Annotated in this window: 24 protein-coding genes; 20 read left to right on the top strand and 4 right to left on the bottom strand. The window is 29.4% G+C overall.

The genetic code is table 11. The annotated features are described in order from the left end of the window. Positions 1–13: 13 nt before the first annotated feature. The 9 genes from C7N44_RS02080 to arcD all read left to right on the top strand — a co-directional run bounded on the left by C7N44_RS02080 (position 14) and on the right by arcD (position 10,953). Positions 14–352, top strand: coding sequence for a cysteine desulfurase (locus tag C7N44_RS02080; RefSeq protein ID WP_105956305.1), 339 nt, complete (start codon positions 14–16; stop codon positions 350–352). A 142-nt stretch (positions 353–494) separates the two neighbouring features. Further along, complete coding sequence (gene mnmA, locus C7N44_RS02075; protein WP_105956261.1) at positions 495–1,622, top strand: tRNA 2-thiouridine(34) synthase MnmA; 1,128 nt, start codon at positions 495–497, stop codon at positions 1,620–1,622. A gap of 106 nt (positions 1,623–1,728) precedes the next feature. Continuing rightward, a complete protein-coding gene (locus C7N44_RS02070) occupies positions 1,729–2,385 on the top strand; it encodes a histidine phosphatase family protein (RefSeq protein ID WP_105956260.1) in 657 nt (218 codons plus the stop codon). A gap of 9 nt (positions 2,386–2,394) precedes the next feature. Further along, the gene (locus tag C7N44_RS02065) at positions 2,395–3,108 is read left to right on the top strand and encodes a tetratricopeptide repeat protein (protein WP_105956259.1); all 714 of its coding nucleotides are present in this window, start codon (positions 2,395–2,397) and stop codon (positions 3,106–3,108) included. A 14-nt stretch (positions 3,109–3,122) separates the two neighbouring features. After that, on the top strand, positions 3,123–5,552 hold the full coding sequence (recD2, locus tag C7N44_RS02060; protein WP_105956258.1) for an SF1B family DNA helicase RecD2: 2,430 nt from the start codon (positions 3,123–3,125) through the stop codon (positions 5,550–5,552). A gap of 74 nt (positions 5,553–5,626) precedes the next feature. Then, positions 5,627–6,583 (top strand): ribose-phosphate diphosphokinase, encoded by a 957-nt coding sequence (locus C7N44_RS02055; protein WP_105956257.1) that lies wholly within the window; start codon positions 5,627–5,629, stop codon positions 6,581–6,583. A 100-nt stretch (positions 6,584–6,683) separates the two neighbouring features. Next, the gene (locus C7N44_RS02050; protein ID WP_105956256.1) at positions 6,684–8,321 is read left to right on the top strand and encodes a peptide ABC transporter substrate-binding protein; all 1,638 of its coding nucleotides are present in this window, start codon (positions 6,684–6,686) and stop codon (positions 8,319–8,321) included. Between the two features lie 104 nt (positions 8,322–8,425). After that, positions 8,426–9,412, top strand: a complete 987-nt coding sequence (locus tag C7N44_RS02045) for an aldo/keto reductase (protein WP_105956255.1) — start codon at positions 8,426–8,428, stop codon at positions 9,410–9,412. A gap of 113 nt (positions 9,413–9,525) precedes the next feature. After that, positions 9,526–10,953, top strand: coding sequence for an arginine-ornithine antiporter (arcD, locus tag C7N44_RS02040; RefSeq protein WP_105956254.1), 1,428 nt, complete (start codon positions 9,526–9,528; stop codon positions 10,951–10,953). 50 nt (positions 10,954–11,003) lie between these two features. Here arcD and C7N44_RS02035 read toward each other — a convergent pair whose 3' ends face one another. The 3 genes from C7N44_RS02035 to C7N44_RS02025 all read right to left on the bottom strand — a co-directional run bounded on the left by C7N44_RS02035 (position 11,004) and on the right by C7N44_RS02025 (position 13,868). Continuing rightward, positions 11,004–11,891 carry a diacylglycerol/lipid kinase family protein gene (locus C7N44_RS02035; RefSeq protein ID WP_157945016.1) on the bottom strand — a complete coding sequence of 296 codons (888 nt, stop codon included), beginning with the start codon at positions 11,889–11,891 and terminating at the stop codon, positions 11,004–11,006. A 76-nt stretch (positions 11,892–11,967) separates the two neighbouring features. Continuing rightward, the gene (gene rnjA / locus C7N44_RS02030; protein ID WP_105956252.1) at positions 11,968–13,650 is read right to left on the bottom strand and encodes a ribonuclease J1; all 1,683 of its coding nucleotides are present in this window, start codon (positions 13,648–13,650) and stop codon (positions 11,968–11,970) included. Positions 13,651–13,652: 2 nt separating this feature from the next. Then, the gene (locus C7N44_RS02025) at positions 13,653–13,868 is read right to left on the bottom strand and encodes a DNA-directed RNA polymerase subunit epsilon (protein WP_105956251.1); all 216 of its coding nucleotides are present in this window, start codon (positions 13,866–13,868) and stop codon (positions 13,653–13,655) included. Between the two features lie 157 nt (positions 13,869–14,025). Between C7N44_RS02025 and C7N44_RS02020 the strand changes: the two genes are divergently transcribed. After that, positions 14,026–14,463, top strand: a complete 438-nt coding sequence (locus tag C7N44_RS02020; protein WP_105956250.1) for a hypothetical protein — start codon at positions 14,026–14,028, stop codon at positions 14,461–14,463. A 36-nt stretch (positions 14,464–14,499) separates the two neighbouring features. Here C7N44_RS02020 and def read toward each other — a convergent pair whose 3' ends face one another. Further along, complete coding sequence (gene def, locus C7N44_RS02015) at positions 14,500–15,060, bottom strand: peptide deformylase (protein ID WP_105956249.1); 561 nt, start codon at positions 15,058–15,060, stop codon at positions 14,500–14,502. A 116-nt stretch (positions 15,061–15,176) separates the two neighbouring features. On the opposite strand from def, the gene C7N44_RS02010 reads away from it, so the two are divergent. From C7N44_RS02010 to C7N44_RS01970, 10 genes are all read left to right on the top strand, one after another. Further along, entirely contained in the window at positions 15,177–16,091 is a 915-nt protein-coding gene (locus tag C7N44_RS02010; protein ID WP_167387278.1) for a Rossmann-fold NAD(P)-binding domain-containing protein, read from the top strand. Beyond that, positions 16,084–16,365: a UPF0223 family protein gene (locus tag C7N44_RS02005; RefSeq protein ID WP_157945015.1), complete on the top strand. Its 282-nt coding sequence runs from the start codon at positions 16,084–16,086 to the stop codon at positions 16,363–16,365. The genes C7N44_RS02010 and C7N44_RS02005 overlap by 8 nt, the downstream gene beginning before the upstream one ends. 44 nt (positions 16,366–16,409) lie before the next feature. After that, on the top strand, positions 16,410–17,159 hold the full coding sequence (locus C7N44_RS02000) for an inositol monophosphatase family protein (RefSeq protein WP_105956304.1): 750 nt from the start codon (positions 16,410–16,412) through the stop codon (positions 17,157–17,159). Between the two features lie 89 nt (positions 17,160–17,248). After that, on the top strand, positions 17,249–19,087 hold the full coding sequence (gene typA, locus C7N44_RS01995; RefSeq protein ID WP_105956246.1) for a translational GTPase TypA: 1,839 nt from the start codon (positions 17,249–17,251) through the stop codon (positions 19,085–19,087). A 115-nt stretch (positions 19,088–19,202) separates the two neighbouring features. Next, complete coding sequence (locus C7N44_RS01990; protein ID WP_105956303.1) at positions 19,203–20,375, top strand: FtsW/RodA/SpoVE family cell cycle protein; 1,173 nt, start codon at positions 19,203–19,205, stop codon at positions 20,373–20,375. A 25-nt stretch (positions 20,376–20,400) separates the two neighbouring features. Next, entirely contained in the window at positions 20,401–20,679 is a 279-nt protein-coding gene (locus C7N44_RS01985) for a YlbG family protein (RefSeq protein ID WP_157945014.1), read from the top strand. A gap of 17 nt (positions 20,680–20,696) precedes the next feature. Next, on the top strand, positions 20,697–21,251 hold the full coding sequence (gene rsmD, locus C7N44_RS01980; protein ID WP_318530492.1) for a 16S rRNA (guanine(966)-N(2))-methyltransferase RsmD: 555 nt from the start codon (positions 20,697–20,699) through the stop codon (positions 21,249–21,251). Between the two features lie 8 nt (positions 21,252–21,259). Continuing rightward, positions 21,260–21,736 (top strand): pantetheine-phosphate adenylyltransferase, encoded by a 477-nt coding sequence (gene coaD, locus C7N44_RS08085; RefSeq protein ID WP_191983089.1) that lies wholly within the window; start codon positions 21,260–21,262, stop codon positions 21,734–21,736. Continuing rightward, the gene (locus C7N44_RS08080; protein WP_318530491.1) at positions 21,737–22,777 is read left to right on the top strand and encodes a SepM family pheromone-processing serine protease; all 1,041 of its coding nucleotides are present in this window, start codon (positions 21,737–21,739) and stop codon (positions 22,775–22,777) included. A gap of 55 nt (positions 22,778–22,832) precedes the next feature. Next, positions 22,833–23,486, top strand: a complete 654-nt coding sequence (locus C7N44_RS01970) for a helix-hairpin-helix domain-containing protein (RefSeq protein ID WP_105956243.1) — start codon at positions 22,833–22,835, stop codon at positions 23,484–23,486. Positions 23,487–23,521 lie beyond the last annotated feature (35 nt).

Here is a 23,521-nt window from a genome sequence, read left to right as displayed (position 1 = left end):
AGGGGATTTTTTAATGGCTTTTTCAACAGAAAATAAAGTTGATGGTGATAGTCAAATCTATTCTGTTAATCCATCAATTAAACGTTATACTTTAAGTGATACTGGTTTTAATAAAACTAATGCTGGTAATTTTTCTTTTGAACAATCTTTAGATACTGAAGACCCTTATAATGGTGTTAAGTTAAAAATAACTTTTAAATCAGATCTTAAATCATTCAAAATGTCTACTGTAAGTGGAAATGGATTAAATAAAGTGAATATTTTTAAAAATATTAATAAGGATAGATTAATTGAACAATTTCATTATTTAATGAATAATTTTATTGATAGAGAAGTATTTGTTCAAAAATAAGCAAAAAGAAACGCCGGGAGCGTTTCTTTTTTTATCATTTCATTGCAATTAATAATTAAAATATGTATTATAGCAAATATGGGATATGCGACCTTCAAATCGTAGATTCTATGAATCTAGAAGAAATGATGGTGATTTTTATATGACAGACAATAGTAATACTCGTGTTGTTGTTGGAATGTCAGGTGGAGTTGATTCATCTGTTTCAGCTTACTTATTAAAACAACAGGGTTATGATGTTGTTGGAGTTTTTATGAAAAATTGGGATGATACTGATGAAAATGGAGTATGTACGGCAACTGAAGATTATAAAGATGTTGCAAAAGTAGCTTCTGAAATTGGCATTCCTTATTATTCAGTAAACTTTGAAAAAGAATACTGGGATCGTGTTTTTACTTACTTTTTAGATGAATATAAAAAGGGGAGAACTCCAGATCCAGACGTAATTTGTAATAAAGAAATTAAATTTAGAGCCTTTTTAGATTATGCATTAGAATTAGGTGCTGATTATATTGCCACTGGACATTATTCTCGTTTGGAAAGGGATAGTGATGGAAATAATCATTTGCTTAGAGGTAGTGATGATAATAAAGATCAAACTTATTTCTTAAGCCAACTTTCAGAAGAACAGTTAGATCGTGTTATTTTCCCAATTGGTGATATGGAAAAACCTAAAGTTAGAGAAATCGCTAAAAAGGCTGGTTTAGCTACTGCTGATAAAAAAGATTCTATGGGAATTTGTTTTATTGGTGAAAAAAACTTTAAATCTTTCTTAAGTAACTATTTGCCTGCTACTTCTGGTAAAATGATGACCTTTGATGGAGAAGTTAAAGGAACTCATGACGGACTAATGTATTATACAATTGGTCAACGCAGAGGACTAGGTATTGGCGGAGATGGAACTGATAATCTTCCTTGGTTTGTTGTTGGAAAGGATTTATCAAAAAATATTTTGTATGTAGGTAAGGGGTACGAAAATGAACATTTGTATGCTGATTATTTAGAAGCTTCAGATATTTTTTGGATAAATGATATATCGAATCGTGGTAATGATTTCCGTTGCACTGCTAAGTTCCGCTATCGTCAAAAGGATGTTGCTGTGACTGTTCACCTTAATGATGATGGTAAATCACTAAGAGTTGATTTTGATGACCCTGCAAGAGCAGTTACTCCAGGACAAGCTGTTGTTTTCTATGACGGTGATGAATGCCTAGGTTCTGGGATTATTGATGCTGCATTCCAAAACAACAGAGAATTACAATATATTTAATGGAAAAGTCTTTAAATTTTTTTAAAGACTTTTTTTATTTAATACTTTGAATTTATATCAATAAATTGAGATAATATACATAATCATTTTTGAACGAGGGATAAAATTGAAATTATATTTTATAAGACATGGAAAAACTAAATGGAATTTAGAAAGCAGATATCAAGGTGCAGGTGGCGACTCTGATTTATTATCACAGAGTTATAAAGAAATGGACCAATTAGGCAGTTATCTAAAAGATGTAGATTTTGCGCATGCCTATTCTAGTCCAATTAAAAGAGCTAGAGTTACTGCTGAGAGAGTTATTTCACAATTAAAGCATCGTCCTAATTTAACATTGTGGAGTCGATTAGAAGAATTTAACTTAGGCAAAATGGAAGGCCAAAAATTTGATGATGTAAAGATTAAATATCCACAATCGTTTGATAATTTTAGAAATCATCCTGAACAATATAATGCTAAAGAAATCGGTGGAGAAAGTTTTCAAGATGTAATTGCTAGAATGAGACCAGCTATTGATTATATAGTTGCAAATAACAATGCTAATGATAACGTAATTATTTTTAGTCACGGTGCAGCTTTAAAAGCCTTAATTAATTCATTATTAGGCACTCCCATTAAAGACATTAAAAAGCGTGGTGGCCTTGCTAATACTAGTACTACTATTTTGGAAACTAATGATGATGGTAAAAGCTTCAATTTAGTTAAATGGAATGATACTGAATACTTGAACAAACATTTAAATTCTACTGATTTGATATAGGTGATTAACATGGTAAAAAATAATGAAGATTTAACAAATTCGCAATTAAAGATTCAAAAAGAACATGAAGAAAAGCAAAAAAATGCAGATAAAACTTTACACAAATTAGTTAAAGATATTGACGAACATCCTAATGACTATCGTACTTATTATGATTTAGGAGCTTTTTTAGTTGAACTTCACAATTTTACGCAAGCTGAAGAATTAATAATGAAAGCATTAGGCCTTTTTTCCGATAAAAATAAAAAAGCAAAAGAAATTCTTACTTATGGTTTAGGAAATGTTTATTATGCAGCTGGTGATTTTGATAAGTCTATTGAACAATTTAATGCTTTAAGTAGCAGTGATATGAAGGCTGATGCTTTCATTATGTTGGCTCAAAGCTATATGGGTAAAAAGGATTATAAAAAAGCAGTAGTATTTGCTTTAACTGCACAAGGCTTTAGAAAACAAGATCCGGATGTTAATTATCTTTTAGGGAGTAGTTTGATGGCTCTCGGTAATTTTTCTGAAGCGGCACAATTCTTGGACACTACTTTATATGCTCAACCTAAAAATGGAAAAGCAAACTTTGATCGTGGCATTGTAGCAATGGTTTTAGGAGAAAATTTTGATAATTATTTTTCAACTGCAAAAAAATATGATAAAAAATATTTCGATAATGGACAAAAAAGATTAGCTGATATTGAAAAGTTTATTCAAGCAAAACAAGGTAAAAAATAAGGAGGATTAAGCCCGTGTCAGAATCTATAAGTTTATTTTCAGACATTAATGATAATTCTGATGATAATAAGTTATATGTTAAAGGAAAAGTTGCGGCAACCTTCTTTGAAAGTAAAGATAGTTTTTATAAAGTAATTTTAGTTAAAATTATGGAAACTAATATCAACGATTGGCATGAGGATGAAATTGTTATTACTGGTAATTTTGCTGATGTCGTTGAGGATAATGAATATTGCTTTTATGGTGAGGTAATAGAGCATCCAAAATATGGCAAACAATTTAAAGCTTTGAATTATGAAAGTAATGTTCCTACATCTCGGGAAGGCCTTATATCTTATTTATCTGGAGATGATTTTTCTGGAATTGGTAAAAAAACGGCAAAAAAAGTTGTCGATTCACTTGGAACGAACTTAATTCAAGAAGTTCTAAATGATGCTAATAGTTTAGATAAGGCTGGATTAAATAGTAATCAAAAAGCTACGATTACTAGTGCCATTAATAAAAATAATGGCATGGAACAAGTTATAATTGGATTGAATAGCTATGGCTTTGGTAGTGATTTATCTTCAACAATTTATAATAAATATAAAAATGATACTTTAGAAGTTATTAACAAAAATCCATATCGTTTAGTAGAAGATATCAATGGAATTGGTTTTAAAAAGGCCGATGAAATTGCCTCAAAAATTGGTATGTCATCAAATAATCCTTCCAGAATAAGAGCGGGGTTGATTTCTGCATTACAAAATTTATCCATAAAAAACGGCGATACTTATACTTTTACGGGGCCAATTGTTGATGAAACTTTAAAATTATTAAATAATGGCGCTAATAAAATGATTAATGGTGAAGATTTATCTAGCCAGTTTATTGAACTAGCTAGGAATCAAAAAATAGTTGGTGAAGATGACCGAGTTTATCTAAAATCTTTGTATGATGATGAATGGAATATTGCTGAACATCTTAATCGGATTATTAAAAACTCTGAATCTAGTAACTATGATGATGAAAATATTAATAAGAAAATTAGGTTAGTAGAGAAAAAGCTTAATATTCAATATGATAAGTCACAAACTGGTGCACTAAAAGATGCGGTGAATTCCAAGATGTTTTTATTAACTGGTGGTCCAGGAACTGGTAAAACTACTATAATTAAGGGAATTACTTATCTTTATGCTTATTTAAATGATTATTCTTTAGATTTAAATTCATATAAGGACAAAGAGTTTCCAATTCTTTTAGCTGCACCAACTGGTCGTGCTGCTAAAAGGATGAACGAAGCTACTGGAATTCCTGCTAGTACTATTCATCGCTTACTAGGATTAAATGGTCATGAAGGTAATAATGAGGAGCCTACAAAAGATTTAGATGGTGGATTGTTGATTATTGATGAAGTGTCAATGGTTGATACTTTTTTATTTCAATCATTAGTTCGTGCAATTCCAAATAATATGAAAGTAATTCTTGTTGGGGACAAAGATCAGTTACCATCAGTAGGACCTGGCCAAATATTTAATGATTTATTAAGATCTAATTGTATAAATAAAATGCATCTAAATACTATTTATAGACAAGATAGTAATTCTACCATTATTCCTTTAGCTCATAGTATTCAACAGGGTAGGCTACCTGATGATTTTACAGATAAAAAGCCAGATCGTAGTTTTATACCATGCACTCCTAGTCAAATGAGCAATGTTATTGAACAAATTGTTAAAAAGGCTAAGATTAAGGGATTTACCGCTAATGATATTCAAGTTTTAGCCCCAATGTATCGCGGAGCAGCTGGAGTTAATAAACTTAATGATGTTATTCAATCTATTATGAATCCAAGATCTGAAGAATTAGTTGAAGTTGATTACCGAGGTATAGTATACCGTGAAGGAGATAAAGTATTACAATTAGTAAATAGTCCTGAAGATAATGTTTTTAATGGAGATATTGGACAAATAATTGAAATTACTAAGGACGATGCAAAATCTAGTAATGATAAAATTAAGATTGTTTTTGATCAAAGTGAAGTAACCTATAGTAGAAAAGATTGGTTACAAATAACTTTAGCTTATTGTACGACTATTCATAAAGCTCAAGGTAGTGAGTTTAAAATGGTCATATTACCGATAGTTCCTCAATTTTCTAAAATGTTAAAAAAGAATCTTTTGTATACTGCAATTACTAGATCAACAGATGCTTTAATCATGATTGGTGATTATAATTCATTCTTAAGTTGTGCTAAGAGTGAATCTGATAATCGTAATACTAGTTTAAAAGAAAGAGTTCAAAAATTAGTAAGTGGTGGCATTAAACCTGCTATTGATAATAATATTGATTCTGATGAAAAAACTAATAATAGTAAACAAAATAATGATTATCGTTTAACTAGTAGTATGATTAGAGATGGATTAGTTGACCCGATGATTGGCATGGAAGGTATTAAGCCTTAAAAAATCATGCTTTAGTTGTTATTTTATGTTAAAATTAAATATTGAATTATTTGATCGATTAGGAGGAAAATTCCATGACAGAAAATTCTGATAATAAAGGAATAAAGATTTTTTCTTTGAGTTCTAACAGGCCTTTAGCAAAAAAAATTGCTGAGACATGCGGAGTAGAACTAGGAAAAGCTACAATTAAAAGATTTAGTGATGGCGAAATTAAAATTCAAATTGATGAAAGTATCAGGGGTGATTCTGTTTATATTATTCAATCAATGTCTGATCCCATTAATGCTAATGTCATGGAACTATTTATTATGATTGATGCCGTTCGTAGAACTAGTGCTAAGTCCATTAATGTTGTTATTCCTTATTATGGATATGCTAGATATACAGCTAAGAAGCGCGAACGTAAGCCAATTGTTGCTAAGCTAATTGCATCTGTTTTGGAAAATGATGGTATTGATCGTGTTGTAACTTTAGATTTACACTCTCCACAAATTCAAGGTTTCTTTAATAAACCGGTTGATAATCTTAAAATGGATAAAATTATGTCTAATCATATGATACAAAATTATGATTTAGAAAATGCAGTAGTGGTATCGCCAGATCATGCTGGAGTTGCTCGTGCTAGAGGATTTGCTGGCTTAATAGATTCACCTATTGCAATTGTTGATGATCGTGATCCTGGAAACGTTAAACATATTCCTACCTTTGTTATTGGTGATGTTAAAGATAAGGTTGCAATTATTGCTGATGATATGATTGACACAGGTAACGGCGCAATTAAAGCCGCTAATGTTTTAGAAAAACATGGAGCTGCCAAAATTTATGTTGTTAGTACTCATGGAGTTTTTGCTAAAGATGCTTTAGAAAGAATTGAACAATCACCAATTGAAAAAGTTATTGTTTCTGATTCTATATATCTTGATGATTCTAAAAAGACTGACAAGTTAGATGTTGTTTCTGTTGCTGATCTTATTGGTAAGGCCATTACTAGAATTCATGATAATAAATCGGTAGGTAAATTATTTAAATAGATTTTATAAGTATCTGATTAAATCGGGTGCTTTTTATTTTAATTAGATATAGTTTTCTGCTATACTATCTTTTGTTATAAATTATGGTAGGTGATAAAGAGTGAAATGGAAAAAATCAATTGTAGGAATGGCAACTGCTGCTTTAGCATTAGTTTTAGTAGCATGTGGTAGCCAAAATGCTCAAGACAAGCAAATTAGTAATAAAGAATTAAATTTAAGTTATCCAACTGAAATATCTTCAATGGATAATACCAAGGCTTCTGATTCTTCTAGTTTGACGATGTTATATCATACAACTGAGGGATTATATCGACTAGGTAAAAATGATAGTATCGATAATGCTTTAGCTGAAAGCTATAAAGTATCTAAGGATGGTAAACAGTATACTTTTAATTTAAGAAAAAATGCAAAATGGTTAAATGGTAAAAATGTTACTGCTAATGATTTCGTTTACTCATGGCGTCGAGCAGCTAATCCTAAATCTGCTTCCCAATATGCGTACTTATTTGCTCAAATTAAAAATTATGATGCAATTCAAAAAGGACAAATGAGTCCTGATAGTTTGGGAGTTAAAGCTGATGGTGATTACAAATTAGTGGTTAATTTGAATAAACCAGTTTCTTATTTTAGAAGACTTTTATCATTCCCAGTATTTTTCCCATTACAACAATCAGTAGTTGAAAAGTATGGAAAATCATATGGTGAAAATAGTTCAAAAACTAATTCTGATGGACCATTTATCCTAAAAAAATGGAATGGTACTAATGAAAATTGGCAACTAGTTAAAAACAATAAGTATTGGAATGCGAAAAATGTTCATTTGCAAAAAATAAACGTTTCTGTCGTAAAGAACCCAAGTACTTCATTAAACTTGTTCCAACAAGGTAAATTAGATGTTACTCCATTAAATGGTGATCAAGTAGTTAATTATAAAAATTCTAAGGGCTTCAAATCATTCACCGGTGGAGCAACAGTTTATATGTTGTTAAACCAAAAGAAGAATCCTATTTTAAGAAACGAGAATGCTAGAAGAGCTTTATCAATGGCAATTAATAGAGATGAGTTATCTAATAATGTTCTACGTGATGGTTCAATTCCAGCAAAAGGTTTAGTTCCATCTAAACTTGCTAGTATGAAGGGCAATAATAGAGACAAGACATTTGGCGATAAATCTTATGTTAAAGATGCTGTTTCATACAATCTAGACAAAGCTAAAACTCTTTGGAAAAATGCCATGAAAGAAGAGAAAATGTCTTCAGTTAAATTATCATTATTGACTGCAGATGATGATCAATCTAAAGCAAATGCTGAATTCTTACAAACTCAGTTGAATAAATTACCAGGATTATCAATTAATGTTACTGCAATTCCTGATAAGACTAGGATGAGTCGTCAAGATAACGGTCAATTTGATATTGCGGTTAATAAATGGGGAGCTGATTTCTCAGATCCAATTAACTTTTTACAATTATTTGAATCCAATAACTCAATGAACTTTTCTAAATGGAGTAATCCTGCTTACGATAATTATATAAATATGTCTAATAATCGTGATGCTAATAACTCTGAACAACGTTTCAATGATTTAGTAAATGCTGAAAAAATATTAATGCAAAATCAAGGTGTTATTCCATTGTATCAACCTGCAACTGCAGAATTATGGAATACACATATTGATGGATATATTTGGAATCCAGCAGGTATGAGTAGAAACTGGATTAATATAAATATTAAGTAGACTAAAAAAGTCCTTAACATATTATTGTTAGGGGCTTTTCTTGACTTTAGATAAAAAAACATTTTAAACTATTTATAGTCTTTAAAAAGAATAGGGGGATTATTATGTATAAAGCTTCTGATAAACGTTATGATAATATTAAAGTACGCAGAGCAGGTAATTCTGGATTACAATTACCAGCATTATCTTTTGGAATGTGGCATAGTTATGGAGACGATGCTAATTTTAAAGATAGTGAAAAAGTAATGCTTGACGCATTTGATAAAGGGATCTTTAGCTTTGATTTAGCTAATAATTATGGTCCGGGTTCTGGTGCAGCTGAAAGAATGTTTGGACAAGTTTATCGTGCTGATTTAAAGCCTTATCGTGATGAGTTAGTTATTACTACTAAAGCTGGTTATCATATGTGGCCTGGACCATATGGCTCATTTTCTTCTAAGAAAACTTTAGTTGCTGCAATTGATCGCTCATTAAAACGTATGGGACTAGATTATGTTGATATATATTATAGTCATAGATTTGATCCAAATACTAGCTTAGAGGAAACTGCTGAGGCACTTGATGAAATTGTAAAGTCAGGGAAAGCTCTATATGCTGGTATTTCTAATTATAATGGTGAACAAACTAAAGAAATTATCAAATATTTTAGGGAATTGCACACACCGTTTGTTGTTAATCAAATGTCATATAATTTACTAAATAGGCAAGTTGAAGAAGATGGAACTATTGATGCATTGAAAGAAAATAATGATGGATTAGTAGCTTATGGGCCACTTGCAGAAGGTGTATTAACCGATAAATATTTAAATGGAATGCCAGAAGATTTAAAACTACATTTCACAAATAGTTTTATGTTAAATGATAAAGCAAATGTAGTTGAAAAACTTAATAAACTAAATAATTTAGCTAGAAATCGTAATCAAAGCTTGGCCCAAATGAGTTTAGCTTGGTTATTACATGATCCCGTAGTTACTAGTGTTGTTACTGGTGCTTCTAAACCAGAACATCTATCTTCTAATCTAAAAGCTTTAGATAATTTACATTTTACTAATGATGAGTTAGATGAAATAAACAATATTTTGAAAAAATAATCTTGAATTTTAGTTATGTCTTTTTAGACATAACTTTTTTATATACAAATCATTATTCATTACGTTATAATTAAATCTATGTGATTTTTATATAATTTTAAAGGAGAGATAACATGGGGGCTTCCTCAAAAAAACTAAATCTTTATGAATTGATAGGGTTAGTTATAGGCTCAATAATTGGTGGAGGAGTTTTTAATTTAATGAATGATATGTCTGCCAATGCAGGAGCAGGGGCGGTTATTATTGGTTGGATTATAACTGGAATAGGGATGTTATCATTAGCTTTTACCTTTCAAAACCTTACAAATAAAAGACCTGATTTACAAGCGGGAGTTTATAGTTATGCAGAAGCAGGATTTGGAAAATATATGGGTTTCAATTCTGCTTGGGGATATTGGTTATCAGTATGGTTAGGGAATATTAGCTATGCTACTTTACTTATGAGTGCTTTGACTTACTTCTTTCCAATCTTTGAAAATGGACATAACTGGCTGTCTTTTCTAGTAGGCTCAATGTTTCTATGGATTTGTCATTTCTTAATTTTAAGAGGTATTCAATCAGCATCTTTTATTAACACAGTCATTACAATTACAAAATTAATACCATTGTTTTTATTTATTATTATTATGATTGTTGCTTTTAAGCTAAATATTTTTACTAGTGATTTTTGGTTAATGAGTGATAAACCTTTTAGTTTTAGCGATGTTTTAGAACAAGTTAAAAGCACAATGTTAGTCACTGTTTGGGTTTTTTCAGGAATTGAAGGTGCAGTTATCTTTTCTGGTTATGCAAAAAAAAGAAATGATATTGGTCGAGCCACAGTTTTAGGAATATTGATTGTTTTATTAATATATATGTTAGTTACATTATTATCTTTTGGTGTGATGAAACAAGCACAATTATCTAATCTAGATCAACCGGCTATGGCATATCTATTACAAAGTATTGTTGGTAAATGGGGTGCCGTTGTTGTTAATATTGGATTAATTATTTCTGTAGTTGGAGCATGGTTATCATTTACTATGTTTGCATCTGAAGTACCATATGCTGCTGCTAAGACAGGTTCTTTTCCTAAATTATTTGCCAAATCAAACAAAAATGGAGCACCCGTGAATTCATTGATTTTTACTAATGTTTTAGTTGAATTATTTATGGTTTCTTTCTTAATATCTTCAAGTGTATATCATTTATTTTATTCGATTTCTAGTGCTGCTGTTCTTATACCATATGCTTTCTCTGCATTTTATCAGTTAAAATATTCTTATTTGGATCGTCAAAGTAATGACAGAAATAAAAATATCTTTTTAGGGATTGTTGCTAGTATATATTCTTGTTGGCTACTATATGCTGCTGGACCTAATTATATGTTATTAGCTACGATTATGTTTGCGGCTGGAATTCCAGTTTATTATTATTTACAAAAGATTGATAATAAAGAAAAATTAGTATTTAATAAATATGAAGGATTAATTGCTTTATTATTATTTATTTTAGCAATTGTATCTATAATTTGTCTTTTAAATGGTTCAATAAATATATAAATAAAAAAGCATCTTCAACTTTATTGTCGAAGATGCTTTTTTATTTATACCTACATAATGAAAGGATACTGTATAATTCTATATTCAATATCGTAAAAACGGCTTCCAAAGTTATTTCCATCTATTTTTCCATATTCTAGAGAGGGTACAGATAAGTGTATATTTTTTCCATAAAGTTTATGAAGCGATTTTAGTTTATAACTTTTTCCCATTAGTATTGCTAATATTGTATAGATTAATTTAAAAATATTTCTTTTTTCTATTATTAATAATCTTAAAGGCTCTTCTTTATTATCATTTGTAATTTCATTTGTTACTGAACAAGTTATTGCTTTTTTAAAACTATATTCCTTAGAATCTACTGTTACTTTTGTATTAAAGCAGTCTACATTGTACAGCAATGGAACTAAAGCAATTAGTTGTTTTAGTTTATAAAATTTATTAGAACCATTTTTAGGATTGATATCCATTCCTATAACTATTTGGTTTATAAATATTCCATTTTCTTGTTTTATTTTTTCATTAAAATTACCAATACTGATGTTTTTATAATTATCATTATTTATTATATTTAGAAGAATTTTTTTCCATTCCGATTTGTTTATTTTATTAGCCTTAGCAAATTTGGTATTTTTTCCGAATGGCAGAAAGCCTATTGGAATATTAGGAGCCGCTTTATCGGAGAGTATTGCATTTAATACTTCATTAATGGTTCCATCTCCACCAACTATAATTATGCATTTAGGAAATTTATTTTGTTTTTCCCATTTGTTTAAATAATAATTTGTAATGGATTTTGCATGATTTATTTTTCTTGTAATTCTAAGCTTATATTTTACTTTATTCGATTCTAATATATTTTTTATATTAGGCCAATTTTTTTTAGCTTTTCCATTATCAGCTTTGGGATTCAAAATTATTAGGTAATCTGAAGACAATTTATTTTCTCCTTTTTCTATTTAATTAAAAAGGACGAATTCTTTAAGAATTCGCCCTTTAAATAAGATTAGACAATTATTTTGTATTCATTATAAGCATTGGTAGAATTAATGGATGTCTTTCAGTCTTATTATATAAGAATTCTTGTAAATCCTCGATAATTTCGTTTCTAATACTAGATTCGTTTGCATTGCGGTTTCGCATAGCTCTTCTTATAGTTCTAAATACTAAACGTCGACCTTCATCTAATAACTGTCCGGATTCTCTCATATAAACAAATCCTCTTGATAATAAATCAGGGCCTGACTGAATTTCTTGATCTTTTAGGTTAATAGTTGCAACAACTACTACAAGACCTTCTTCAGATAATAGTTGACGATCACGAAGTACTACGTTACCAACATCACCAATACCATTCCCATCAACGTAAATATCTCCGGAAGTAAAATGTCCAGCGATTCTAGCTGAGTCCTTAGTTAATGCAAGAACATCACCATTTTGCATAATAAAGCTATTTTTTAATGGTACTCCACATTGTTCAGCTAATTTTGTATGAATTTTTAGCATACGATATTCACCGTGAATGGGCATAAAGAACTTAGGTTTCATTAATCTTAGCATTAGTTTTTGTTCTTCTTGGCCACCATGTCCAGATGTATGAATTTTATTAATCTTGCCATGAATAACCTTAGCTCCAGCTTCTTCTAATTCATTAATAACTCTATTTACACTTATCTTATTTCCAGGAATCGGATTACTAGAAAATACAACAGTATCATTAGGTTGTATCGATATTTGTCTATGAGTTCCATTAGCTATTCTTGAAAGGGCAGCCATCTGTTCACCTTGTGAACCTGTACATAAAATTAATGTTTTTTCAGCAGGTAAAGATTGTAATTCTGATGCATCAACAAATGTATCATCTGGAACATCTAAATATCCTAATTCTTTTCCGTTAACAATTGCGGCCTCCATACTACGACCAAAAACGGCTATTTTCCTACCATGTTTAATTGCCACATCGCATGCAGTTTTAATTCTTGAAATATTTGATGCAAAGGTAGCAAATATTATTCTACCAGTTTCTTCATCAAATATATGTCTAACAGCATGACCAATCCAGCTTTCAGATTTAGTCCAAATAGGTCTTTCGGCATTTGTACTATCTGACATTAAACATAGTACACCTTCTTGTCCAAGTCGAGCCATTTCCTGCAAGTCAGGTGGCTGTCTCGTAACAGGGGTCAAATCAAATTTATAATCACCAGTTTCAACAATTACACCAGAAGGTGTATGAACTGCAATTCCAATAGTGTCAGGAATTGAATGTGTTGTTCTAAAAAACGAAACTTTAGTTTTATTAAATTTGAGCACACTCTTAGGTGTAATTTCATGTAATTCGGTTGTTCTTAATAAGCCGTGTTCTTCTAGCTTACTTTTTATTAATGCTAGCGCTAATGGACCAGCGTAAATTGGAACATTTAAGTCTTTGATTAGATAAGGTACACCACCAATATGGTCTTCGTGACCATGGGTAATTACTAAAGCTTTTATCTTATCTTTATTTTTAACTAGATATTGGTAGTCAGGAATAACATAATCAATTCCTAACAAATCATCTTCTGGGAACTTAATTCCAGCATCAATTAAAATAATTTCATCCTGAAATTGAACTCCATAAGTATTTTTACCAATTTCGCCAAGTCCACCAACGCCATAAATAGCAGTTTCATTATTTCTGACGTTTAGTTTATTCATAATTATTTAAACTCCGTAATTTTAAAATCTGGGCTTTTTTGTTCATAAGCCAAATGGTTTCCTTCTAAAGGTTCAATAAATTCTATGTTATGATCAGTGTTCTTATCTACTAGTTCTCTTGCTTCAACTTCTGTATCACATTCTAGATAAAGAGCATTAGTAAATTCTCTTTTTGGATTAGACTTTGTATTTTCTTGATATAAAACTTTAAATATCATTTCAATAACTCCTTTTTGTTTTTTAACCGTACGATTGTGCGACTGCACAAATGATTAAGTTAATTTTATCATAGAAATTTTAATAAGTATAGTAAGCAGAAAAGCGTTAAGAATGTTAAAATTTAATTTATATTAAAATAAATCAAGAGGTAAAATAATGTTAATTTTTGAAATGATAGTTGGTTTTATTATAGCAATAATTATTTATAATATTATTCATCATTTTTTTATTGCAAGACCTATTGATATGGGAAATAAAGAAACTTTAAAAGTTTTGGATGATTTTATTGATAAATTAAATAAAAATTTGGATAATAATTTAATAATTATTGAAAAACATAATAATTCTGTTATTTGGGGAAGAAATATATATGACTATGAATATGTTTTAAAATATAATAATCTTGATGAAGAATATCTTAAAAAGTTTATAAATGATTTAATAACAAACTTTAATAATAGTAAAAAGTTTAATCATGACATTGTTATGACTGACTTTTTTATTCGAGATGAATTAATTCATCTCGATTTAGCTTACCTTTTAAATTCTGCAACTTATGAGTATGTATTAGATATGAAAAGATTGGATAAATAAAAAGCTTGGGAATTATTTAAATTCCCAAGCTTTTTATTATTCAACAAACAAATCGTTGTCTCTTTTTGAAAAAGGATTTTCTTTATCGATATGATCATAAAATAATGTGCCATGTAAGTGATCAATTTCATGTTGGCAAACAATTGCTGGATAATTTTTCAGTCTAATTGTATGTTCTTTGCCATTAATATCTTGATATTTTAAAGTAATTCTAGCAGATCTATGAATATATCCTTCAATATCCTTATCCACTGATAGACAGCCCTCACCTTCAATTAAAGCACATCTTTGAACTGAATTTGATAGAATGACCGGGTTAATAATTACATCCTTAAATATAGGATCATCATCTTCATTTTCTGCAGGAACTAATACAGAAGCCATCATTTTAGAGACGCCAACTTGTGGTGCTGCAAGACCTACTCCGGCTCTTAGCCCATATTTCTTACATAATTTAGGATCTTGACTGACCTCAAGATATTCCATTAGGTTACTTGCTAATTTTTTGTCTTCGTCATTTAGAGGGAAATCAACTTTTTTGGCTTGTTGTCTAAGCACTTTATCTCCATCTCTAATAATATCTTTCATTAAAAACAAATCGTTTACCTCCTTTTTATTTAGATAAATTATATCATAAGCAATTAATATTTGTTCTTTATAATTTTTATCAACTGTTTCATTGATATATAATAATAATTAGAGGTGATTTGATTTTGAATAATTTACTAATAGGTGGGGATGAGATGCGCATCTTAAGTTTTGTTAAATTCTTAATAAGCATTGATTATCCAATTAATTTACATATTTTAAATAACCACTTAAACAATAATATTGATAATTTAAAATCTAAAAATTTATGTAATCATTTTGAGACATCAGTTTTTGATAAAGATGATTATAGTAATATTAATGGATTTATTTACTTGTATGATTTTCCAGAAAATATCAATGATGATAATATTGATTTCTTAAAAGAAAAAATATCTAATTTTCGATTATCTGTTAATGATATAATTGAAAAAGGATTTAATGGGAAAATTATTATTAATGGATTTAGAGATGATATATTAAATTATTTTGCCAGTAAATTCACTGGTAAGTCATCTAGTAATTTGATAGGGACTGGAACATTGCCTAGTACTCTAATTTTAAAAAATATATTAAAAAATTATTTTAATGTTGGAATATCAGATATAACAATTAGTACTTTTGGTAGTAATACTAAAAATTTTATATCTTGGAGTAGATCTTATATTGGACAAACACCAATTTTGTCTTATTTATCAGATAAAAACAATTTGTTTAAAGATGATGTCTTAGATGACATTAACCATCAGTTAGATTTACAAGTATTATCAAAAGATGAAATCTTACAATTTAAATCAATAAAGATTATTTTAGATTCTTTATATTTATATTCACCGCATATTATGGATTTATCTAATCTAAGAGTGAACAATGGAAAATTATCATCATTAAGTTCTCCAGTTATTATTAATAATAAAGGGTTATATCAATACATAAAAGTTTCATTGTCTGACAATGAAGAGTCTACTTTTAATTCAATATTTGATGAATCAAATGTTGTTATAAATGAAATAATTAATGGGGGAAAAAATAATGAATAACAATTACTCATATCCAATGTTTGAGAGCTGGAATAGGCATGAGGTTTTAACGATGATGGATTTGTATACGTCTGTAGAAAAAGCTTATGAAGATAAAAATGGTGTTGCCAAAAATTTAATAATTAAGCTTTATGATGAGTTTGAATCGATTAATCCTTCGAAAATGGAGCAAAAACAGTTAGATAGAGATTTCTATAAAATGTCTGGATATAGTTTATATAAGACTTGGCAAGCTGCTAATAATAACAAATCAAAAAATGTCAGAATGAATTAATAATAATTGGGGATGTTATTTTGAATAAAATTTGGCTTAAAACAATGGATGAAAAAATTCAATCATGGTTACAAATTGCTAGACATAATGCTTTAGATTCGGTTAATAAAGATCTTAAAGTTGACACTAAAACTAGTAGAAAAGATCTAGTTACGAATGTTGATAAAGATAATGAACAATTTTTTGTAAAAAAAATCAGAGAAAATGATCCTAATTCTAAAATATTAGGAGAAGAGGGCTTTGGTGATCAGGTTGATTCAATGAAGGGTCATATTTGGATAATAGATCCTATTGATGGAACTATGAATTTTGTTAAGGAACGAAATTATTTTGCAATAATGGTGTCATTGTATATAGATGGGAAAGGAATTCTTGGATATATTCTAGATGTTATTAATAATGACTTATATCATGGTATATTTGGTAAGGTTTATAAAAACAATGAAATATTACATGAACCCAATGACATTAAACTTGATTATGGATTGATGGGTATGAGTGCCCCACTTTTAATTGAAGATTCATATAATATGCAAAAAATTGCTAAGCAAAGTGAAGGCGTTAGAATATATGGGAGTGCAGGAATTCAGTTAATATCTGTTATAAAAGGCGAATTAGTTGGTTATATTTCTCATTTAAAGCCATGGGATATTGCAGCAGGTAAAGTAATGTGTGAAAGCTTAGGCCTCACTGTTACCACTATTGACGGGAATGAGCTTGATATGGTATCATCAGAAACTGTATTGATAGCGACGAAGATTGCACATAAGGAAATACTTGATTTAGTAAAGTAGTGCCTTATGTGTAAATTTATATAAATTAATAACTTGGTCCGAGTTGCTAAGTAAGAGATAAGAGGATACTTCGAAAGGAAGGTAAATATATGAAGACAAGAGACGATATTAGAAATATTGCTATTATTGCCCATGTTGACCACGGTAAAACAACTTTGGTTAACGAATTACTAAAACAATCAGATACTTTAGACGAACACGTTCAAATTGAAGATCGTGCCATGGATACAAATGACATTGAACGTGAACGTGGTATTACAATTCTTTCAAAGAATACTGCAGTTAGATATGGAGATAAACAAATTAATATTTTGGATACTCCAGGACATGCTGACTTCGGTGGAGAAGTTGAACGTATCATGCGCATGGTTGATGGTGTATTATTAGTTGTTGATGCTTTTGAAGGTACTATGCCTCAAACACGTTTTGTTTTGAAAAAGGCTCTAGAACAACATTTAACACCAGTTGTAGTTATTAATAAGGTTGATCGTCCAGGTGCCCGTCCTAGTGAAGTTGTTGATGAAGTTCTTGATTTATTTATTGAATTAGGTGCGGATGAAGAACAACTAGATTTCCCTATTATTTATACTTCAGCTATGAATGGAACTTCTAGTTATGATGATGACTTATCAACTCAAGAACATACTATGAAGCCAGTTTTTGATACTATTGTTGATGCTATTCCAGCACCTATTGATAATTCAGATGAACCATTACAATTCCAAGTTGCAATGCTTGATTATGATGATTTCGTTGGTCGTATTGGTATTGGTCGTATTTTCCGTGGAACTATTAAAGTAGGAGACAGTGTTACTGTTATGAAACTTGATGGTTCAACTCAAGATTTCCGTGTTACAAAACTTATGGGATTCTTTGGTCTTAAGAAATTAGACATTAATGAAGCAAAAGCTGGAGATTTAATTGCTATTTCTGGTATGGAAGACATTAATGTTGGTGAAACTATTGTGGATCCTTCTGCTAAAGAAGCATTACCAATTTTAAGAATTGATAAACCAACTCTACAGATGACTTTTGGTACAAATACTTCACCATTTGCTGGACAAGAAGGTAAGTTTGTTACCGCTCGTCAATTAATTGATAGACTTGAACGTGAATTGCATACTGACGTTTCATTACGTGTTGATGAAACTGATGATCCTGGTTCATGGACAGTTTCTGGTCGTGGTGAACTACATTTATCAATTCTAATTGAAAACTTACGTCGTGAAGGATATGAATTACAAGTTTCACGTCCACAAGTTATTATCCGTGAAATTGATGGAGAAAAGTGTGAACCATTTGAATCAGTTCAAATTGATACTCCAGAAGAATATTCAGGTTCAATTATTCAAACATTATCTGAAAGAAAGGGTAATATGCAAAATATGGAAAATGTTGGTAATGGTCAAACTCGTTTGACATTCCTAGCACCTTCCCGTGGATTGATTGGTTACTCAGCAGAATTCTTGTCACTTACTCGTGGATATGGAATTATGAACCATACCTTTGAAAAGTACTTACCAGTTGTTAAGAACTGGAATCCAGGTAGAAGAAATGGTGCTCTAGTTTCAATTAATAAGGGTAAGACTACAACATACGCTACAATGGGTATTGAAGATCGTGGTACTATCTTTGTTGATCCAGGTACTGAAGTATATGAAGGTATGATTGTTGGTAAGAACAGCCGAGACAATGATATTTCAGTTAATATTACTAAGGGTAAGAAACAAACCAACGTTCGTGCTGCTGGTTCAGATGATACTTCTAAGATTAATGAACCACAACATTTAACTTTAGAAGAATCTTTAGAATTCTTAAATGAAGATGAACTTTGTGAAGTTACACCTGAAAATGTTCGTTTGAGAAAGAGTATTTTAAATACTAATGAACGTGAAAAACAATCAAAACGTAAACGTCATAACAGTTAATGATATTTCTAAGAGTGAGCTTATTGGCTCGCTCTTTTTTTGTTTATTGTTAAATGCAATATGGTTACTATGCTATAATATGAGTAATATTAGTAAACTTTTTGGAGATGGATTTATGTTTTTTAAACGACATATATCGAACTTGAAAATTAGTCTATCGACTATGGATTACTATATTTTTGTTCCATATATTTTATTATCATTTATTGGAATTATTATGGTGTATTCTTCAAGTTCAAATATTGCAGCCCAAAATGGAGGTTCTCCTACGGGATATTTAATTAAGCAAGGTATGTATGTAATTGTTAGTCTAATTTTAATATTTTTTTGTTTAATGGGTAATAATAAAACTGTAAGGAATCCTAAATTCTTAGGTATATTTTTATGCATCCTTTTTATATCGCTTATTTATTTAAAGTTCTTTGGGCATAGTATTAATGGTGCTGCCGGTTGGATTGATTTAGGTCCTATACATATTCAGCCTGCTGAAGTTGTAAAAATATATATAATATTAAGATTTTCTTCATTTATTACTAAAAAGGAACCATATTTGGAAAGTCATTGGTGGCCTATTATGAAAGGGCAGATAATTACCACTATAATTTTACTTTTATTGGTTGTTATACAACCTGACCTTGGTGGAACTATTATTAGTTTTACGATATTACTTATATTATTACTTTCCAGTGGGATAAATTGGAAAGGAGCATCATTGTTATTATCGCTCTCTTTTGTACTTTCTTATATTATTGTTAGAATATTAGCTTTTGTATTTAGGAACGGTACTAATAATTATCAAATTCAAAGAATTATCACTTTTACTAACCCTTTTAAATTTACTCAAGGAAGTGGTGCTCAACTTGTTAATTCATATTATGCATTAAGTAATGGTGGTATTTTCGGAGTAGGGCTAGGTAATAGTATTCAAAAAACTGGTTATTTACCGGAACCTAATACTGATTTTATTATGTCGATAATTTCAGAAGAACTAGGACTAGTGGGTGTATTATTTATTCTTTTCTTGCTGTTGATTATTATAGTTAGATGTTTTCAATTAGGGATTAGATCTCATAACACATATGATTCATTGATATGTTATGGAGTCGCTTCATATTTAACAGTTCAGGCTTTTGTTAATGTTGGTGGTGTAACTGGAATGTTACCAATTACCGGCGTTACTTTTCCATTCATTAGTTATGGAGGATCTAGTATGGTTACATTAGCACTTTGTATAGGAATGATTCTTGTTATAAGTTCTAAGCAGAGAAAAGAAAGGTTTAATTTATAAATATTGAATTGGTGGTGACTTTATCTTGGATAATATTTTAGAAGAAAGAAAATCATTAATTGTTTATGTTTATTCAACAAAACAAATTAGACAACTTAAAAAGTATGGTCTAATTTATTATGTATCATATAAAATGCATTATTTAGTAATGTATGTTAACTCTGAAAATTTTAATATGATTAAAGAAAAATTGAAAAAATTAAGGATAGTTAAATCGGTTGTAGATTCTCCATATATTAATTTATATAATCAATTGTCTCAGAAAGAAGATATTGATGATCAAAAAGATGATGAAGAATATTAGATAAAGGAGTTTTTTTATTGCGTGTTATATCTGGCAATTTTGGCAGCAGAAATTTAAAATCAGTTCCTGGCAATAAGACAAGACCTACTACTGATAAAGTGAAAGAATCATTGTTCAATATGATAGGTCCTTATTTTAATGGTGGAAACTTTTTGGATTTATTTGCAGGATCCGGTGCTGTTTCTATAGAAGCAGTATCAAGAGGCTTTGATAAAGCCACTTTAGTTGATAAACAATATGCTGCTATTAAAACTATTAATGAAAATATCAGTATTACAAAACAAACAGAATCATTTGATGTGTTAAAAATGAATGCTGAAAATGCACTGCAATTCTTATCAAATCAAAATAAAAAATTTGATATTATATTTCTTGATCCACCTTATAAAAATCAAAAAATGGTGGAACAACTACAAGAAATATATAAGTTGAACTTACTTAATGATAGTGGAATTGTTATTTGTGAAACTGATGATAATGTCAATTTAAATGACGATGTTGATCATTATCATTTATCTCAACAAAAAAAATATGGAATTACCATTATTTCTATCTATAAATTACAGGGGTGATTAGGCTTATGACAATTGCTATCTTTCCAGGAAGCTTTGATCCAATTACTAATGGTCACTTAGACTTAATTAATCGAGCTAGTAAAATTTTTGATAAGTTGATTGTTACAGTGGGTAAAAATACTAGTAAAAATGGAATGTTTACTCTAAATGAAAGAATGAAGATGGTAACAGACAACGTTAATAAAATAAACAATGTTGAAGTAATGATAGCTGATGGATTGATTGTTGATTTTGCTAAAAGTGTTTCGGCAAATGTAATTATTCGTGGCTTGAGAAATTTAAAAGATTTTGATTCTGAAAATGCAATTTCAAATATGAACTACAATTTGGATAATTCTATTGAAACAATGTTTCTAATTTCCAAGCCTTATTTTCAAGCGGTTTCCTCAAGCTTAATTAAAGAAATTTGTTATTTTAATGGAGATATATCCAATTATGTTCCTGTCAATGTTGAAAAAAGTTTGAAGGAGAAAATGAAATAATTGTTTAAAAATAGAAAAATTAAATATATATTAATATCTGCTACATTATTAATTATTTTAATAATGTTTGTTCCATTTTTGCCTAAGTATATAGAAGGCCCAGGTGATGCAATAAGTCTAAAGGAAATTGTTAATATTGATAATCACCGTGACAATAATGATGGAAAGTTTATGTTGACAACTGTTAAAGAATCTAAAGCATCACCAGCCAGTTATTTATATGCTAAAATTAATCCGCATTATTCAATTGAGAGTATTGATGATGTAACTAGTGGTGAAAGCAGTCAAACTTATATGAAAGTCCAAACATTTTATATGACAAATTCTATTAATGAAGCTATCTATAATGCTTATCATTATGCTAAGCAAAAGGTCACGATGAAATATAATGGCATATACGTTTTGAATATAGATAACAAATCTAAATTTAAGAATAAATTGTCTGTTGGTGATACTATTATTAGTGTAGATGGACATAATTTTAATAGTTCTTATAAATTTAGAAAATATATTAATAATAAAAAAATAGGTCAGTATGTTAATATTCAATTTAACCATGATGGAAAAATAATGAATGCTAAGGAACCGTTGATTAGTTTAATGGGTTCCAAGAATCCTGGAATCGGAATTATCCTGATTGATAATGATTCAGTTAAGCCTGAAATTCCAATTAAAATTAATGCCGGTGACATTGGTGGTCCTTCAGGAGGATTAATGTTTTCATTACAAATATATGAACAGTTGACTGGAAAAAACATTAGACATGGAGAAAACATTGCTGGTACCGGAACTATTGATAAAAACGGTAATGTTGGAGAAATCGGTGGCATTGATAAGAAAATAATTGCTGCTAAAAACGCAGGAGCTAAATATTTCTTAGCTCCTTATATCAAGCCAACTAAAGATGCTTTAAAGTTGGAAGAGAATAATATGACTAATTATCAAGCTGCAGTGAAAACTGCTAAAAAATATGCACCTAATATGAAAATTATACCCGTAACTAATTTTGAAGATGCATTAAATAAACTAAAACATATTTAAAGAACACATTTTTTGTGTTCTTTTTTCGTATATACATTTTGAAAGGGAGGAAAAGGTGAATAAGACGAGGTTAGAATTCATAATTAGTACCATCAAAAAGATATTGAATAATAACATTCATAAAATTATGATGTCGTTATTATTGTTGTTAATTTTTTTAGGATTATCATTTATAGTATATGTACAGAAAAATCATAAAAAAGTTTCATATAATGAATCATTAAATTTACAAAATAGTAAATCTTATATTAGTAGTTCTTCTGTTAATGACTCGATTAATAATGAAATTTATGTAGATATAAAAGGAGAAGTTAAACATCCAGGTGTTTACAGAGTGAAATCTGATGACAGAGTCACTAATATTATTAGATATGCTGGTGGATTTAATAAATCTGCTGATCAAAGAAGTGTTAATCTATCTCAAAAATTAAATGATCAACAAGTTGTTATTGTAAATAAAATAAATGCAGATGCTAATACTTCTAATTCAGATAATAATTTGTCAAATGGGGATTCTAAAAAGATTAATTTAAATACTTCTGATAATAAGCAATTGCAAGAATTGGATAGTGTTGGGGAAAAAAAAGCTGATAAAATTATAGAATATCGTAATCAGCATAATGGTTTTAGAAATATTGACGAATTAAAGAAAATTAGTGGTTTTGGTGATAAAATTTTTGAGAAATTAAAAGATTATTTAGAAGTATAATTATTTGATATAATAGTATTTAATAATTATTTAGG

Source organism: Apilactobacillus quenuiae (assembly GCF_002994005.1).
Lineage (GTDB): Bacteria > Bacillota > Bacilli > Lactobacillales > Lactobacillaceae > Apilactobacillus > Apilactobacillus quenuiae.
The sequence above is the reverse complement of the archived record's forward strand: the minus strand, read 5'-3'. Positions and strand labels throughout refer to the sequence as shown.